The following is a 15160-nucleotide window of genomic DNA, read 5'->3' on the forward strand; positions in this document are numbered from 1 at the left end:
GCGGCGGCATTGCGATGTCGAAACATTTCTCTCACGGCTCATTTGACGGTAGACAGGCGAGTAGGGCCGGTGCCATGCCGCGCCCTCAAGGCTTGCGAGTATAGACCAACGAACGGCGCGCGTCCGCAATCGCGGAACCGCGCAACAAGGAGAACGGCGATGTCGCGCAACGGCCTGATTGCACTCGTAGCGGGCGTACTCGTCGCCATCGTCGCGGGATGGTGGCTTTCGGAGATCGCCGTCGAGATGGCGGACGAGGGCGACAAGCCGGTGGTGTCGACCGGCGAGGCCCGTGTGGGCGGCCCCTTCACCCTGGTCGATCAGAACGGCAAGACGGTCACGGACGAGGATTTCCGGGGCCGCTACATGCTGGTCTATTTCGGATTCACCTTCTGCCCCGATGTCTGCCCGACCGAACTCAGCATCATGGCGACCGCCATCGAAATGCTCGGCAAGGACGGCGAGAAGGTCCAGCCGGTCTTCATCACCATCGATCCGGAGCGCGATAAGCCGGAAATCATGGCGCGCTATGTGCCGCTGTTCCATCCGCGGCTCGTCGGCCTCACCGGTTCGCCCGAACGGATCGCCGAGGTGGCCAACGCCTATCACGTCTTCTACCGCAAGGCGGAGGACGAAAGCTCGCCGGAGGACTACACGATGGATCATTCCTCCATCGTCTTCCTGATGGGGCCGAAGGGCGAATATCTGAAGCTCTTCCCGCCGGCCACGTCTCCCGACAAGATGGCCAAAGAGATCGCGTCCTATATCGAGTAGCAGGTGAGGAGTGCTGTCCTAATCGGCAGTTTCGTCACAGGCGTTCGTCAGTGTCTTGACGGTTTTCCGGGATCGCCTTATGGTCCGGCTCATGGAACGCAACCGGCATATCGCCCTCGGCCAGACGCTCGGCCTTGAACTCGCCCTTCTCCGGGGCGCGCTCCTCTGCGCCTGAGCGCAGAAAAACATTTACCTTCAGACATTTTCCGAATTCTCCTGCGCCGCGTGAGTGCAACGCAAGCCCATGCCGCGCGCCTTTCCGTTGATGTGCGAGAACCGTCATGTTGAAGAACCCTTCCGTCAAATACCGCGCCTTCGCGCCGGTGCCGCTCACCGACCGGCAATGGCCGTCGAAGACGATCACCAAGCCGCCGATCTGGATGAGCACCGATCTTCGCGACGGCAACCAGGCGCTTTTCGAGCCGATGAACGCGGAACGGAAGCTCCGCATGTTCGAGATGCTGGTGAAGATCGGCTTCAAGGAAATCGAGGCGGGTTTCCCGTCCGCCTCCGACACGGATTTCGGCTTCATCCGCAAGCTCGTGGAAGAAGGCCGCGTGCCGGACGACGTGCATGTGGAAGTGCTGACGCAGGCACGGCCGGAACTCATCGCGCGCACGATGGAAAGCCTGCGCGGCGCGAAGAACGCGATCGTCCATGTCTATAACGCGACCGCGCCGAATTTCCGCGAGGTCGTGTTCAATCAGGGCAAGCAGGGCGTGAAGGCCATTGCGACGGAAAGTGCCTATCAGATAAAGGAAATCGCGGCGTCGCAGCCCGAAACGAACTGGACCTTCCAGTACAGCCCGGAAGTCTTTTCCGGTACCGAACTCGACTTCGCGAAGGAAGTCGTCGATGCCGTGACGGCGATCTGGGAAGCGGGTCCGGAACGGAAAGTCGTCATCAACCTGCCGGCGACGGTGGAAATGGCGACGCCGAACATCTATGCCGACCAGATCGAATGGATGCACCGCAATCTCGAACGGCGCGACGGCATCATATTGTCCGTGCACCCGCATAACGATCGCGGCACGGCGGTGGCGGCAGCGGAGCTGGCGGTGATGGCGGGCGCGGACCGCGTCGAAGGCTGTCTCTTCGGCAATGGCGAGCGCACGGGCAATGTCGATCTCGTCACGCTCGCGCTCAATCTCTACAGCCAGGGCATCGATCCGGGACTGGATTTCTCGCAGATCAACGAGATCGCGCGCACGGCGGAATATTGCACGCAGTTGCCGATCCATCCGCGCCACCCCTATGTCGGCGATCTGGTGTTCACGGCTTTTTCCGGCTCGCATCAGGATGCGATCAAGAAGGGGCTTGCCGCCTACAAGGCGGGCGACATCTGGCAGGTGCCCTATCTGCCGCTCGATCCGAAGGATCTGGGGCGGACCTATGAATCGATCATTCGCGTCAACAGCCAGTCCGGCAAGGGGGGCGTCTCCTATCTGCTGGAAGCGGAATACGACCTTCGACTGCCGCGCAGGCTGCAGGTCGAATTCAGTTCCGCCGTCCAGCGCGTGACGGACGACACCGGCAAGGAAGTCCGTGCCGCCGACATCTGGCAAATCTTCGAGCGCGAGTATCTCACGCGCGCGGAGCCCCTCGAATATGTGTCGCACACGCTGTTCGACGAGGGCGGCAGGCAGGGCGTCAAAATCCGTGTACGGCGCTTCGGCCGGGACGAGGAACTGAGCGGCTTCGGCAACGGACCGATCGACGCGGCGATGGATGCGCTGAAGCTCGGCGTCGAGCTTCGTCATTACGAAGAGCATTCGATCGGGTCCGGCACCGACGCGAAGGCGGTCGCCTTCATGGAAGTCGCCGATCCCGAACATCCGGGCGATCTTTTCGGTGTCGGCATCGATGCCAACATCATCACTGCCTCGTTCAAGGCGATGGTGAGTGCCGCCAACCGGGCGGCATCGCGACGGCCTAAAACCGAGTGGGCGCGGCTCTGCGGCGGCGCCGGATAGGGGGATTTATCCCCGCTTTTCGGGCTTCTGTCATTGAACTGTCATGAAAATGTCATGGAGAGAAAAATCGCTCCATGACGTTTTTGTGACAGTCGTGTGACAGCGACCATTCCATTCACCGTAATGCCAAAAAAATACGCTTGGACAGGCCGCACTCGAAGCCTACATTAATTGTTGCGGCGCAACATAAGGCGCGGGGGACAAGACGGCTGATGCGAGGTGTAGCGTGCTCTATCACATCTACGAATTGAACCATGCGGCGGTGGCGCCTTTGCGCGCCTATGCGGAAATGAGCATCTGGGCGCTGCGGCATCCGCTCAACCCGTTCGCCGAGACCGTGGCCGGCAAGACGCTCGCCGCCGCGTTCGACGTTTTCGAGTCGACGACGCGCCGCTACGGGAAACCGGAATTCGGACTTCATGAAACCGTCATCGACGGCAACCCGGTTCCGATCACGGAACGCATTGTGTGGGAACAGCCGTTCTGCAAGGTCATCCATTTCGAGCGCGAGCCGTCCGCGATGAAGAAGGTGGCGCCGCAGCAGAAGCTTTTGATCGTGGCACCGCTGTCCGGCCACTACGCGACGCTGTTGCGCGGCACGGTGGAAGCGATGCTTCCCTATAACGAGGTCTACATCACCGATTGGGAAGACGCGCGGAAAGTGCCGCTCGCAGAAGGCTCTTTCGATCTCGACGACTATATCGACTACATCATCGACATGTGCCACGCGCTCGGGCCGGACGTGCATCTCCTCGCCGTCTGCCAGCCCTCGGTGCCGGTCTTCGCGGCGGTTGCCGTGATGCACGACAATGACGATCCCTTCGTGCCGCTCTCCATGACGCTGATGGGCGGACCCATCGATACGCGCGAGAGCCCGACGGAAGTGAACAAGCTCGCCACCGAGCGCGGCACCGAATGGTACGAGCGCAACGTCATCACCACGGTGCCCTGGCCGCATGCCGGCGTCCTGCGCCGCGTCTATCCGGGATTCGTGCAGCTTTCGGGTTTCATGGCGATGAACCTCGACCGCCACATGGATGCGCATTGGAGCTATTTCGACCACATGGTCGATGGCGACGGCGACTCGGCCGAGAAGCATCGCGAGTTCTACGACGAGTATCTCTCCGTCATGGACATGACATCGGAGTTCTACCTCCAGACCGTCGACGAGGTGTTCGTGAAGCACTCGCTGCCCAAGGGCGAGTTCAGCCATCGCGGCAAGACCGTGCGGCCGGACGCCATCACGCGGACGGCGCTGATGACGGTCGAGGGCGAGAAGGACGACATTTCCGGCGTCGGCCAGACCAAGGCGGCGCACAAGCTCTGCAAGAACCTGCCGGACAGCATGAAGACGCATTGGGAACAGCCGGGCGTCGGCCATTACGGCGTCTTCAACGGTACGCGGTGGAAGAGCGAGATCGCACCCAGGGTGCGGGAGTTCATGGCCGCGCACGCCAAGAGGTAGATCAGAACTCGCGGGCGAAGATGCGGCGCTCGTCCTGGAACGCCTTGAATTCGAGCGCGTTGCCCGAGGGGTCCCGGAAGAACATCGTCGCCTGCTCGCCGGGTTCGCCCCGGAAACGGATATGCGGTTCGATCACGAACCGGATGCCCGCCGCCTGAAGTCTTTTCGCCAGAACATGCCACTCGTCCCAGCCGAGGATCAGGCCGAAATGGGGAACCGGAACTTCGTCGCCATCGACCGGGTTCGTCACCTCCTGCCGTGCGGCATCGCCGCGCTCGCGCCGGACATCGAGATGCGCGACAATCTGATGACCGCAGAGATCGAAGTCTATCCAGCTATCGGCGGAACGGCCTTCGGGACAGCCGAGCACGCTGCCGTAAAATTCTCTTGCGGCCGACAGATCATCGACCGCGAAAGCCAAATGAAATCGTGGCATCCTTGACATGATTCGACCCTATCTCTTTTGCCTTCGGACAGGAATAACCCGACCGTCGTCATCGCTCCGCCAGCCTTGCCGTTGGGGAGCATTGGGCTCGACCGCATTATGAACAAACCCGTGAAGCCTGCTTCTCTTCATCTCGACTACCTGCAAATAGAGGGACGAACCGTTCCCGTCACGGTCAGGCACAATCCGCGCGCCAAGCGGATGATCGTGCGCGTGGACCTCGCCGCCGGCTCGGTGCAGGTGACCGCGCCGTCGCGCCGGGGCGTCGACAAGGCCCTGCTGTTCGCGCGCGAGCAGCGTGAATGGATTGCCGAGCGGCTGCAACAGGTGCCGCCGCCGGTTCCCTTCAGGAACGGGGCGCATATTCCCTATCGCGGCAAGGAACATGTCATCCGCTATGTCGGCGCGAGGCGCGAGGATGCGCTGACGCGGGGGCCGGTGTGGCGGGTGCGCGCCGCCGATACGGACGGACTGCCGGAAATCCGCGTGACGGGGCACCCCGATTTCGTGCAGCGCCGGGTGACGGATTACCTGCGGGCGAAGGCACGGGAAGAGCTGAACGAACGGGCGCTTTTCTATGCCGACCTCTTCGACGTGCGGCCTTCGCGCATCACGGTCAGGGACACGACGACGCGGTGGGGCTCGTGCTCGCCCTCGCGGGCGCTGTCGTTTTCGTGGCGGCTGATCCTCGCGCCGACCTATGTGCTCGACTATGTGGCCGCGCATGAAGTGGCGCATATAAGGCACATGAACCACGGGCCCCGCTTCTGGGGGCTGGTGGCGGACGCCATTCCCAATTTCGAGCCCGCCAAGCGCTGGCTCGAAATCAACGGCCCGGGCCTGCATCGCTTCGGCGCGGACCCGGTAGGACTTTTCGCGGGCGGCTACCGCGGAAATCCATCGGGCAGATGAGGCTTTCGCCGGGCACGGCGGCTTTCACCGTGTTCCTTGCGGCGCTGACGGCTGTCGGTCCCCTGTCGACGGACATGTACCTGCCATCGCTGCCCGCCATCGGGCAGGACTTCGGCGCCGATGCCGGCACCGTGCAACTGACGCTCAGCACGCATCTGATCGCCTTTGCCGGGTCGCAGCTCTTCTACGGCCCCCTCTCCGACCGCTATGGGCGGCGCCCGGTGCTGCTTGTCGGCTTCCTGCTTTTCATGGCGGGCTGCTTCGCCTCGCTCTTCGTGACCAGCATCGACCAGCTGATCCTCGCCCGCATCCTGCAGGCGGTGGGCGGCGGCGCCTCCGTGGTGCTGGCGCGCGCGATCGTGCGCGATCTCTTCCAGGGCGCGGAGGCGGGCCAGATGCTCGCGAAGATGGCGGCGATCATGGGCCTTGTGCCCGCGCTCGCGCCGATGCTCGGCGGCGTGGTGCAGGATCTCTACGGCTGGAAGGCGAACTTCATCGCGATGGGTGCGTTCGGCGGGGTGCTGGCGCTGATGGTGGCAATGAGCCTCGACGAGACGCTGCCACATGCGCGGCGGCAGAGCGCGGCGCCGCTGGCGATCCTGCGCTCCTACCGGCGGCTTCTCGCCGACCGGCGCTTTCTCAAATATCTCGCCATCGCGACCGTCGCCTTTTGCGGGCTGTTCGCTTTCGTTTCCGGTTCTTCCTTCGTGCTGCAGGGCCTCTATGGCTATTCGCCCATCGCCTACGGGCTCTGCTTCGGTGCGATGGCCGGCGGCTTCGTCGCCGGGTCGCTGGCGGGCGGACGGCTTGTGCGGCGGATCGGCATCGACGGCACGCTGCGCTTCGGCGGCTTCTGCGCGGCGCTGGGCGGGCTGCTGATGCTGAGCGGATTGCTGTTGACGCCTTCGGCCATGGCCATCGTGCTGCCGGTCGTCCTCTACGGCTTCTCGATGGGCGCGACCATGCCGCAGGCAATGGCGGGCGCGCTGACGCCCTTTCCCGACATCGCGGGAACGGCATCGTCTTTGCTCGGCTTTCTGCAATCCTTCGCGGGCGCGCTTGCCGGGCTCTATGTCGGCCATGGCGTGGAGGCGAGCGCGCTGCCGATGGTGGGCATCATCGCGGCAGGCGGGGTGCTGAGTTTCGTCATCGCGATGAGCGGGAGACGGAAGACGGCTTGAAGGGGCGAGAGGCGGGCGCGTCGATTGCCGATGGCGGAGTACCCCTCCCCAAAATTCGCGGTGCGAATTTTGACCCTCCCGCAGGGGGAGGGTGGGAAGAAGTGGCGACAGCAGGAAACTCTAGCGGCGGCCGCCCGCGCGGAGCGTGGAGTTCTCGTTGCCGCCGATGCCGAAGAGGCGCTCGAAGAAGCCCGGCTGCTCCCATTCATATTCGGCCGGCGGCACTTCCGCATGCGCGGCGGGCGCGACCATGCCGATGGAGGCCGTCGCGACCGGCAATTCTTCCGGCAATTGCGCGATCGGCACGCCGGCCTGCGTCCGCATCATGAAATCGTGCCAGATATGCGCGGGCAGCGTGCCGCCGGTGACCTTTTCCATCGGCGCGCCATTGTCGTTGCCGACCCAGACGCCGACCACGAGATCGGCGGTGTAGCCGACGAACCAGGCGTCGCGGAAATCCTGGCTGGTGCCCGTCTTGCCGCCGCTCGGCCGCTCGCCCAGTGCGGAGTTGCGGCCGGTGCCATAGGCCATGACGGCCTTGAGCATGTTGTTCATCTGGCCGACCACATGCGCATCGACGACGCGGCCGATGCCGGAGCCCTGACGGCGGTAAAGCTCGTCGCCCGTTTCGGCGCGGACTTGCTCGATGCCGTGGGGAATGACGCCGTAACCGCCATTGGCAAATGTCGCGTAGGCGGCGGTGAGTTCGAGCAGGTTGACGCTGCCGGAGCCGAGCGCGAGGGAGAGGTTGGACGGCAACTCTTCCTGAAGGCCGAGGCGGCGCGCGGCGGCGACCACGTTGCGGATGCCGACCTCGCGGGCGACCTGGACGGCGACCGTGTTGACCGATTTCGCGAGCGCCGTGCGGAGCGTCATCTCGCCCTCGAAACGGCCGGAATAATTCGAGGGCGCCCAGCCGCCGTAATTGACGGGGCGGTCGACGCGGAGCGTGTCGGGCGTCAGGCCGCGCTCCAGCGCGGTCAGATAGACGATCGGCTTGAAGGCGGAGCCGGGCTGGCGCTTTGCCTGCACGGCGCGGTTGAACTGGCTCTGCGCGTAGGAGCGGCCGCCGACCATGGCGCGGACGGCCCCATCCGGCGTCATGGCGACAAGCGCGGCCTGGCCCGCATTCACCTTCGCGCCCTCGCCCGCCAGCATCGCCGCGACAACATTTTCCGCCTCGCGCTGAAGCGCGGGGTCGATGGTGGTGATGACGTTGACGTCGGTGTCGGGACGGCCGGCATAATCGGGCAGCGCCTCGGCGACCCAGTCGACGAAGTAATTGATCGAGCCGCGCGCGGCATAGCCTTCGAGCGAAGCCGGGTTCACGTTGGCGGCATGCGCTTCTTCCTGCGCGATGTAGCCGGCCTCGACCATGTTCTGCAGCACGATGGCGGCGCGGCCACGCGCGAGATCGATGTCGTTGGTCGGCGAATAGCGCGACGGCGCCTTGAGCAGGCCCGCGAGCATGGCGGCTTCGGGCAGCGTCAGCGCGCGGGCGGGCTTGCGGAAATAGCGTTCCGATGCGGCCTCGAGCCCGTAGGCGCCGCCGCCGAAATAGACGCGGTTCAGATAGAGCGTGAGGATTTCTTCCTTGGTGAAGCGGAGTTCCAGCCAGACGGCCAGCACCATTTCCTCGATCTTGCGGGAGATGGTGCGGTCGGGCTGCAGGAAGACGTTCTTAGCGAGCTGCTGGGTGACCGTGGAGCCGCCCTGCACATAGGCGCCGGCGCGGATGTTGGTGATCATGGCGCGGGAGAGGCCGACCGGATCGACGCCGAAATGCCAGTAGAAGCGCCGGTCTTCCGTCGCAAGGACGGCGGCCGGCACATAGGACGGCAGGTCGCGCAGCGACGCATAGCCGCCCATCAGGTCGCCGCGATGGCTCAGCACCTCGCCATTGGCGGCGACGATGGAGACGGACGGCGTGTGCTTGACGTTGTAGAGACCGGAGGTGTCGGGGAGGTTCAACCCGTACCAGAAGAGGAGGCCGCCAAAGGCGATGGCGCCCCACAGCATGAAGACGGCGCCGCCATAGGCGAGGCGGCCGAGAAGCGTGGGCGCGCCCTTGCGGGGCGCGCTTCGCGAGGAGGCGCGGCGCGCGGATTTGCGCGGCGGCGTGCGGGAGCCCGGCCGTTCGTCGGCCGTGGGCGCGCGCAGCACCGGCGGCTTCCTGTTCGCCGGTTTCTTGGCATTGGTTTTCTTCGCCGGCTTGGCGGCGGGCTTGCGGGACTTGCCGCGCGTGAAAGTCGGTTCGGTACGGCGCATGCCGGGGCCTTCCCAGTCGTCGTCCCAGCCCATATCGTCGCCGTCGCCTTCCCCGTCGATCGCCACGCCCGCATTGGCATTCACGCCAAGGCGCACCGGACGCAGACCGGCCATCCGGACGATGGTCCAGTCTTCCTCTTCCGCGCCATCTTCCGCGCCGCCTCGTTTGTCAGGGCCGGATTTGCCCTTCCGGGATGACATCGAACCCGAAGCCTCACGCTCTGCCCTTGCGCGCCCGAGGCGCACGGAATGCCGTTCCGAAGCTAGACAGCGATAGTTAACGCCTTGTTAACGATTATCGAAGGAGGGCGATAGGGGGCCCTGGAGAAAGAAGGTGCCGGCGGGGGCGGAACGCGCCCCCGCCCGGCCGTTTTCAGCCGTTTACGCAAAAATCCGCTCGGCGAGGCTGGTTTCCTCTTCCGAGCCGGACCGCATCTGCTTCAGATAGGCCTGAAGCTGGCTGACGACGCTGTCTTCGGAGGTTTCGTCTTCCTCATCGAGAGCGGAGGCGAGAATGTCCGCAAGCGTGGAGGTCCCGGATTCCTCTTCCGTGCCCGACGTCATGGGCGGGGGCGGCATGCGACCGCCCTCGGGGCGGCGGGCCCCCTCGAAGGCCTGCATTTCCGACTGCGTCAGCGAGCCATCGCCATCCGTGTCCATTTCCCCGAACATGCGGGCGGCGACCTCGGCGGCTTCATCGTCCGACATGCCTTCCGGCGCGGCGGCTGTCAGCTCTTCGAGGGTGAGGCTGCCATCACCATCCTCGTCGGCGGTGGAGAAGAGTTTCTCCAAGGGGTTCGACTGCTGGAACTGCATCATGGACGAGGCCGTGCCGGCATCGAGACGGCTGAACAGCGCGTTGAACTCATCGGCGCTGATTTCGCCGTCGCCGCTCTTGTCGAGAGCGGAGAAAAGTTCCTCGGCCTTCGCGGCAGATTTTGCCCCGCCGGAAGATTTGGCCGGTCCGGCGGCCGCAAACTCTTCGGCCGTGATCGACCCGCTGGCGTCGGCATCGGCCTTGCTGAACATCGACTGCTGCATCTGCTGCAGGTAGTAACTGCTTGATACTCCGGAGATTTGCATCGCTTTTTCCTTTTCGCGTGTTGGAGAAAAGCCGCTCTGCGAGCGACGGATTGACGGCGCGCGGCCGTTTATCCGGAGTACGCGGTGCAAACCGCGCACAGGGCCGTTTCAAAGAGGCGTTTCAAACAAGTGTTCGAGGGGGCGGCGGCTTGGGGCTGAATGCGAGAGAGCGTGTTCTGCGCGCGGCGCGCACGCTTTTCGCGGAGCGCGGATATCACAACACCACGGTGCGCGAGATCGCGGCGCAGGCACGCACGAACCTCGCCTCGATCAATTATTATTTTCGCAGCAAGGACGAACTCTACCGCGAGATGCTCTCCCGCTCGTTCCGCGACGTCGTGAACCCGGAGACCGCGGATATCGCGGGCAGCGAAGAGACCGCGGACGAGGAAAGACTGCGCGTCTTCATCCGTCATCTCGTCGCGGGGCGCGGAAACGAGGACGGCTTCTCCGAACATCTGAGACTGCTCGCCTGGGAGATGCTGTCGCCGACAAGCGCGCTCGACCATATCGAGGAAATCGAGGCGCGGCGCTATCTCGACAGGACGAAGGAAATCGTGCGGCCGCTCCTGGCCGGCGACGCATCGGAGGCAAGGCTCGCCACGGCGGCGCTGGCGCTTATCGGGCAATGCCTCATCTTTCGCGGCTTGCCCGAGAGGATGCGGCCCGCCACGCAAGGGGAAGACGCGGCCCTGCCGGACCTCATTTGCGACCTTTTCCTGAAAGGCCTCGCGAACGCGCCGGGTTGAGCGCGTCAGATGTCGAGATTGGCGACGTTCAGCGCGTTTTCGCGGATGAAGTCGCGGCGAGGCTCCACCACGTCGCCCATCAGCTTCACGAAGAGGTCGTCGGCGTCGTCGAGCTCGCGGATCTTGACCTGGAGCAGCGAGCGGGCGTCGCGGTCGAGCGTCGTTTCCCAGAGCTGGCCGGGGTTCATTTCGCCGAGGCCCTTGTAGCGCTGCACCGTGTTGCCCTTGGTGCCGGCGGCCATGACCGCGTCGAGAAGCTGGGAGGGCGAACGGATGACGTGCGTGTCTTCCTTGCGGCGGAGCGTGGCGGCCTTGACGTAGACCTCCTGCAGATGCTCCGTATAGCTGTCGAGACGGCGGGCATCGGCGCTGGCGATGAGGGGGCCGTCGATCGACACTTCCTCGCGCACGCCGCGCACTTCGCGGGCGAAACGCAGCCCGCCATCCGGCGTCGTCTCGCCGATCCAGCCGCGTTCGGTTTCCTCGGAGAGAAGATCGAGGCGCCGTGCGATATAGGCGGCGGCTTCCTTCGCGTGCTCGGGCTCGGCCAGCGCCTTGGGATTGAGCGCGCCGGCGATCGCCGCCTGCTCGACCACGAAATGCGGATATTTGGTTGGGAGGCCCTCCAGCACGGAACGGACCGAGCGCGCCTTGACGACGATTTCGGCGAGGTCGGGACCGGCGCGCTGCGAACCGTCGTGCAGCGTCAGCACCATGTCCTCGAGACCGGTCGAGATCAGATAATCGCCGAGCGCCTTTTCGTTCTTCAGATAGGTTTCCGAGGTGCCGCGGCGCACCTTGTAGAGCGGCGGCTGCGCAATGTAGAGGTGGCCGCGCTCGATCACCTCAGGCATCTGGCGATAGAAGAAGGTGAGAAGAAGCGTGCGGATATGGGCGCCGTCCACGTCGGCGTCGGTCATGATGATGATCTTGTGGTAGCGGAGCTTGTCGATGTTGAAATCGTCGCGGCCGATGCCGGCGCCGAGCGCGGTGATGAGCGTGCCGATTTCATTGGACGACAGCATCTTGTCGAAGCGCGCACGCTCGACATTGAGGATCTTGCCGCGAAGGGGCAGCACGGCCTGGTTGGAGCGGTCGCGCGCCTGTTTCGCGGAGCCGCCGGCCGAGTCACCCTCGACGATGAAGAGTTCGGATTTGGCGGGGTCGCGCTCCTGACAATCGGCGAGCTTGCCGGGCAGGCTCGAGACGTCGAGCGCGCCCTTGCGGCGCGTCAGCTCGCGCGCCTTGCGGGCGGCTTCGCGGGCGGCGGCGGCTTCCACCACCTTGCTCACGATCTGGCGCGCTTCGGCGGGATGTTCCTCCAGCCAGGTCGAGAGCGCATCGTTGACGAGGCCTTCGACCACGGGACGCACTTCCGACGAGACGAGCTTGTCCTTCGTCTGCGAGGAGAATTTCGGGTCCGGCACTTTCACCGAGAGGACGCAGGTGAGGCCTTCGCGGGCGTCGTCGCCGGTGAGGCTTACCTTCTCCTTCTTCGCGATGCCGCTTTCATTCGCATAAGCGTTGATGACGCGGGTGAGCGCGCCGCGGAAACCCGCGAGATGGGTGCCGCCGTCGCGCTGCGGGATGTTGTTGGTGAAGCAGAGCACGTTCTCGTGATAGCTGTCGTTCCACCACATGGCGACTTCGACGGTGATGCCTTCGCGCTCGGCGGAAATCGCGATGGGCTTCTGGATCAGCGGCGCCTTGGTGCGGTCGAGGAAGCGCACGAAGGCTTCGAGGCCGCCCTCATACATGAGCTTGACCTCTTTCGGCTCGACGCCGCGATGGTCGGTGAGATTGATCTTCACGCCGGAATTCAGGAAGGCGAGTTCGCGCAGGCGGTGTTCAAGCGTCGCAAAATCGAATTCCGTCTGCGTGAAGGTTCCGCTCGACGGATGGAAGGTGATCTCGGTGCCGGTGACGGGCTTGCTGTCGGCGCCGATGGGGGCGGGCCCGGTGGCTTCGAGCGGCGCGTCGGGCACGCCGTGCTGGAAACGGATGCGATGTTCCTTGCCGGCGCGCCAGATGCGCATTTCGAGCCAGTCGGACAAGGCGTTCACCACCGACACGCCGACGCCGTGGAGGCCGCCCGAGACCTTGTAGGAATTCTGGTCGAACTTACCGCCGGCATGGAGCTGCGTCATGATGACTTCGGCGGCGGAAACGCCTTCGCCCTTGTGGATTTCGACCGGGATGCCGCGGCCATTGTCCATGACGGTGACGGAGCCGTCGGCATTGAGACGCACGTTCACCGCGTCGCAATAGCCGGCCAGCGCCTCGTCGATCGAATTATCGACGACTTCGTAGACCATGTGATGAAGGCCGGAGCCGTCATCCGTGTCGCCGATATACATGCCCGGCCGTTTGCGCACGGCGTCGAGGCCCTTCAGGACCTTGATCGATTCCGCACCATATTCCTCGGGCATTTCGTCGGCGGGGGTGGTCATCTTGTTTCTTCCTTAAGTGACTCAGGCGATCTCGGCGGCGGAGTGGATGATCTTTCCGACGACGCCGTATTCCTTCGCTTCTTCCGCGTTCATCCAATGATCGCGGTTGGTGTCCTTGACGATCTTTTCGACCGGCTGGCCGGTCGCCTCGGCGAAGATCTTGTTGAGGCGTTCGCGCATCTTCAGCACCTCGCGGGCCTGGATGTCGATTTCGGTGGCGGAACCGCCGATGCCGCCGCGCGGTTCATGCAGCAGGAAGCGCGTGTTGGGCAGGCAGTAGCGATCCTCGCGGTCGGCGGCGACATAGATGAGCGCGCCGGCCGATGCGACCCAGCCGGTGCCGAGCACGCGCACGCGCGGTTTGATGTATTTGATCATGTCGTGGATCATGTCGCCGGATTCGACATGGCCGCCAGGCGAGGAAACGATGACCGTGATCGGGTCGTCGCTTTCGCCGGCCATCGCCAGCAGGCGCTCGGAGACGGTGCGCGCCTGGCGATCGTTGATCTCGCCGGTGATCAGCACCGTGCGCGACTTGAAGAGCCCATGCTCGACCAGCGGCATGAACTGGCCCTTGAGGGCGTCGATATCGGGCGCTTCCGGCTTTTCGTCGTTTCTCATCGCACACTTCCTCTTTGCGTCTGATTTTTTTCGGCTTACCAGGCGGCGCTTTTTACGGTGCCGTTTTCGACACGCAGGCCTTGAGCCCGCTCGCCCAGCGTTTCAAACAGCGACGGGTCGGTGCCCGTCATGAAAGCCTGCAGATCGAGGCTCACAATTTCATCGAACAGCGCGGCGCGGCGGTCGCCGTCGAGATGCGCCGCGATCTCGTCGAGCAGCAGCAGCGGCGGGCGGCCCATCGCGGCGAGAAGCCGCGCATTCGCCAGCACGATGCCGATCAGCAGCGCCTTCTGCTCGCCCGTCGAACATTGCCGCGCCTCGCGGTCCTTCGCGGTGTGGCGCACGAGGAGATCGCTTCTGTGCGGCCCGTCGAGCGCACGGCCCGCCGCCGCGTCGCGGCCGCGCATTTCAGCGAGGCGCGCACGGAAACCGTCCTCGACATCGACCGCGGCCGCTTCCGCGAGCGCCTTTTCGAGCGAGCCTTCCAGCGCGACGAGCGCGCGGGGGAAAGGCCCGTCGGGCGCCACTTCGAGCGCACCGCGAAGCCGCGCCACGATTTCGAGGCGGGCGGCGGCGAGCGCCACCCCATGTTCGGCCATCTGGCTTTCGAGGCCCGACAGCCAGGCATCGTCGAACACATCGTCGGCAAGCAGCTTGCCGCGTTCGCGCAAGGCGCGGTCGTAAGCGGCGGCGCGCGTGCCGTGGGCCGGATCGAACCCCATCACCAGCCGGTCGAGAAAGCGGCGGCGTTCGCTCGCGCCTTCGACGAAGAGGCGGTCCATGGCCGGCGTCAGCCAGACGATCCGCATATGCTCCGCGAGTGCGGAAGGGCCCGCCGGCTCGCCGTCGATACGGACGGAGCGGCTGCGCGACGAGAGAGCGAGGCCCGGTTCGACGCCGGTTCCGATCCGCACGGGGCCATGCTCCGCATCGAGCGTGGCGGCGACGGCCCAGCCGCCTTCGCCATTGTCCCGCGCGATCTCCGCATAGGCCGCGCCGCGAAGGCCGCGACCGGGCGAGAGCAAGGACACGGCCTCGAGCAGATTGGTCTTGCCCGCACCGTTCTCGCCGGTGAGGACGACCGGCCGCCCGTCCAGCGCCAGTTCGGCGCGGGCATAGGACCGGAAATCGGTGACGACAAGGCGGCTCAGGCTTGCGCGCGGCGGCGCAAGAGGCGCAGTCATGACGGCACCGGACAGATCCGGCTCAACCGCAGACCGTTCGAGCGCGAGCAACTCA

13 protein-coding genes are annotated in these 15160 nt (G+C 64.9%); 6 read left to right on the forward strand and 7 right to left on the reverse strand.

What is annotated here, in order from left to right; translation table 11 throughout:
* Positions 1 to 159: 159 nt before the first annotated feature.
* Positions 160 to 774, forward strand: coding sequence for an SCO family protein (locus Q8S60_RS13175; RefSeq protein ID WP_305275518.1), 615 nt, complete (start codon positions 160 to 162; stop codon positions 772 to 774).
* 34 nt (positions 775 to 808) lie between these two features.
* Here the strand turns inward: Q8S60_RS13175 and Q8S60_RS13180 are convergent, their stop codons facing one another.
* Positions 809 to 1057: a hypothetical protein gene (locus Q8S60_RS13180; RefSeq protein WP_305275517.1), complete on the reverse strand. Its 249-nt coding sequence runs from the start codon at positions 1055 to 1057 to the stop codon at positions 809 to 811.
* Between Q8S60_RS13180 and leuA the strand changes: the two genes are divergently transcribed.
* Together leuA and Q8S60_RS13190 are read left to right on the forward strand one after the other, a co-directional pair.
* The gene (gene leuA, locus Q8S60_RS13185) at positions 1056 to 2747 is read left to right on the forward strand and encodes a 2-isopropylmalate synthase (RefSeq protein WP_305275516.1); all 1692 of its coding nucleotides are present in this window, start codon (positions 1056 to 1058) and stop codon (positions 2745 to 2747) included. The two genes, Q8S60_RS13180 and leuA, sit on opposite strands and share 2 nt — an antisense overlap.
* Before the next feature lie 226 nt (positions 2748 to 2973).
* Positions 2974 to 4212 carry a polyhydroxyalkanoate depolymerase gene (locus Q8S60_RS13190; protein WP_305275515.1) on the forward strand — a complete coding sequence of 413 codons (1239 nt, stop codon included), beginning with the start codon at positions 2974 to 2976 and terminating at the stop codon, positions 4210 to 4212.
* A 1-nt stretch (position 4213) separates the two neighbouring features.
* On the opposite strand, the gene Q8S60_RS13195 is transcribed toward Q8S60_RS13190, so the two are convergent.
* The gene (locus Q8S60_RS13195) at positions 4214 to 4657 is read right to left on the reverse strand and encodes a VOC family protein (RefSeq protein WP_305275514.1); all 444 of its coding nucleotides are present in this window, start codon (positions 4655 to 4657) and stop codon (positions 4214 to 4216) included.
* Positions 4658 to 4756: 99 nt separating this feature from the next.
* Between Q8S60_RS13195 and Q8S60_RS13200 the strand changes: the two genes are divergently transcribed.
* Positions 4757 to 5569 carry a M48 family metallopeptidase gene (locus Q8S60_RS13200; RefSeq protein ID WP_305668618.1) on the forward strand — a complete coding sequence of 271 codons (813 nt, stop codon included), beginning with the start codon at positions 4757 to 4759 and terminating at the stop codon, positions 5567 to 5569.
* The gene (locus Q8S60_RS13205; RefSeq protein WP_305275512.1) at positions 5566 to 6750 is read left to right on the forward strand and encodes a multidrug effflux MFS transporter; all 1185 of its coding nucleotides are present in this window, start codon (positions 5566 to 5568) and stop codon (positions 6748 to 6750) included. The genes Q8S60_RS13200 and Q8S60_RS13205 overlap by 4 nt, the downstream gene beginning before the upstream one ends.
* A gap of 120 nt (positions 6751 to 6870) precedes the next feature.
* On the opposite strand, the gene Q8S60_RS13210 is transcribed toward Q8S60_RS13205, so the two are convergent.
* Together Q8S60_RS13210 and Q8S60_RS13215 are read right to left on the reverse strand one after the other, a co-directional pair.
* Positions 6871 to 9219: a transglycosylase domain-containing protein gene (locus tag Q8S60_RS13210; protein WP_305275511.1), complete on the reverse strand. Its 2349-nt coding sequence runs from the start codon at positions 9217 to 9219 to the stop codon at positions 6871 to 6873.
* 180 nt (positions 9220 to 9399) lie between these two features.
* Positions 9400 to 10101 carry an EF-hand domain-containing protein gene (locus Q8S60_RS13215; RefSeq protein WP_305275510.1) on the reverse strand — a complete coding sequence of 234 codons (702 nt, stop codon included), beginning with the start codon at positions 10099 to 10101 and terminating at the stop codon, positions 9400 to 9402.
* Between the two features lie 149 nt (positions 10102 to 10250).
* Here Q8S60_RS13215 and Q8S60_RS13220 point away from each other — a divergent pair, with 149 nt between their 5' ends.
* Positions 10251 to 10850 carry a TetR/AcrR family transcriptional regulator gene (locus tag Q8S60_RS13220; RefSeq protein ID WP_305275509.1) on the forward strand — a complete coding sequence of 200 codons (600 nt, stop codon included), beginning with the start codon at positions 10251 to 10253 and terminating at the stop codon, positions 10848 to 10850.
* 5 nt (positions 10851 to 10855) lie between these two features.
* Here Q8S60_RS13220 and gyrB read toward each other — a convergent pair whose 3' ends face one another.
* The 3 genes from gyrB to recF are packed head-to-tail and all read right to left on the reverse strand — an operon-like array spanning position 10856 to position 15105.
* Positions 10856 to 13300, reverse strand: a complete 2445-nt coding sequence (gene gyrB / locus Q8S60_RS13225) for a DNA topoisomerase (ATP-hydrolyzing) subunit B (protein ID WP_305668619.1) — start codon at positions 13298 to 13300, stop codon at positions 10856 to 10858.
* A gap of 21 nt (positions 13301 to 13321) precedes the next feature.
* The gene (locus Q8S60_RS13230; protein WP_305275507.1) at positions 13322 to 13921 is read right to left on the reverse strand and encodes an ATP-dependent Clp protease proteolytic subunit; all 600 of its coding nucleotides are present in this window, start codon (positions 13919 to 13921) and stop codon (positions 13322 to 13324) included.
* Positions 13922 to 13956: 35 nt separating this feature from the next.
* Positions 13957 to 15105, reverse strand: a complete 1149-nt coding sequence (recF, locus tag Q8S60_RS13235) for a DNA replication/repair protein RecF (protein WP_305275506.1) — start codon at positions 15103 to 15105, stop codon at positions 13957 to 13959.
* Between the last annotated feature and the right edge of the window lie 55 nt (positions 15106 to 15160).

This window comes from Parvibaculum sp., assembly GCF_030694575.1.
Lineage (GTDB): Bacteria > Pseudomonadota > Alphaproteobacteria > Parvibaculales > Parvibaculaceae > Parvibaculum.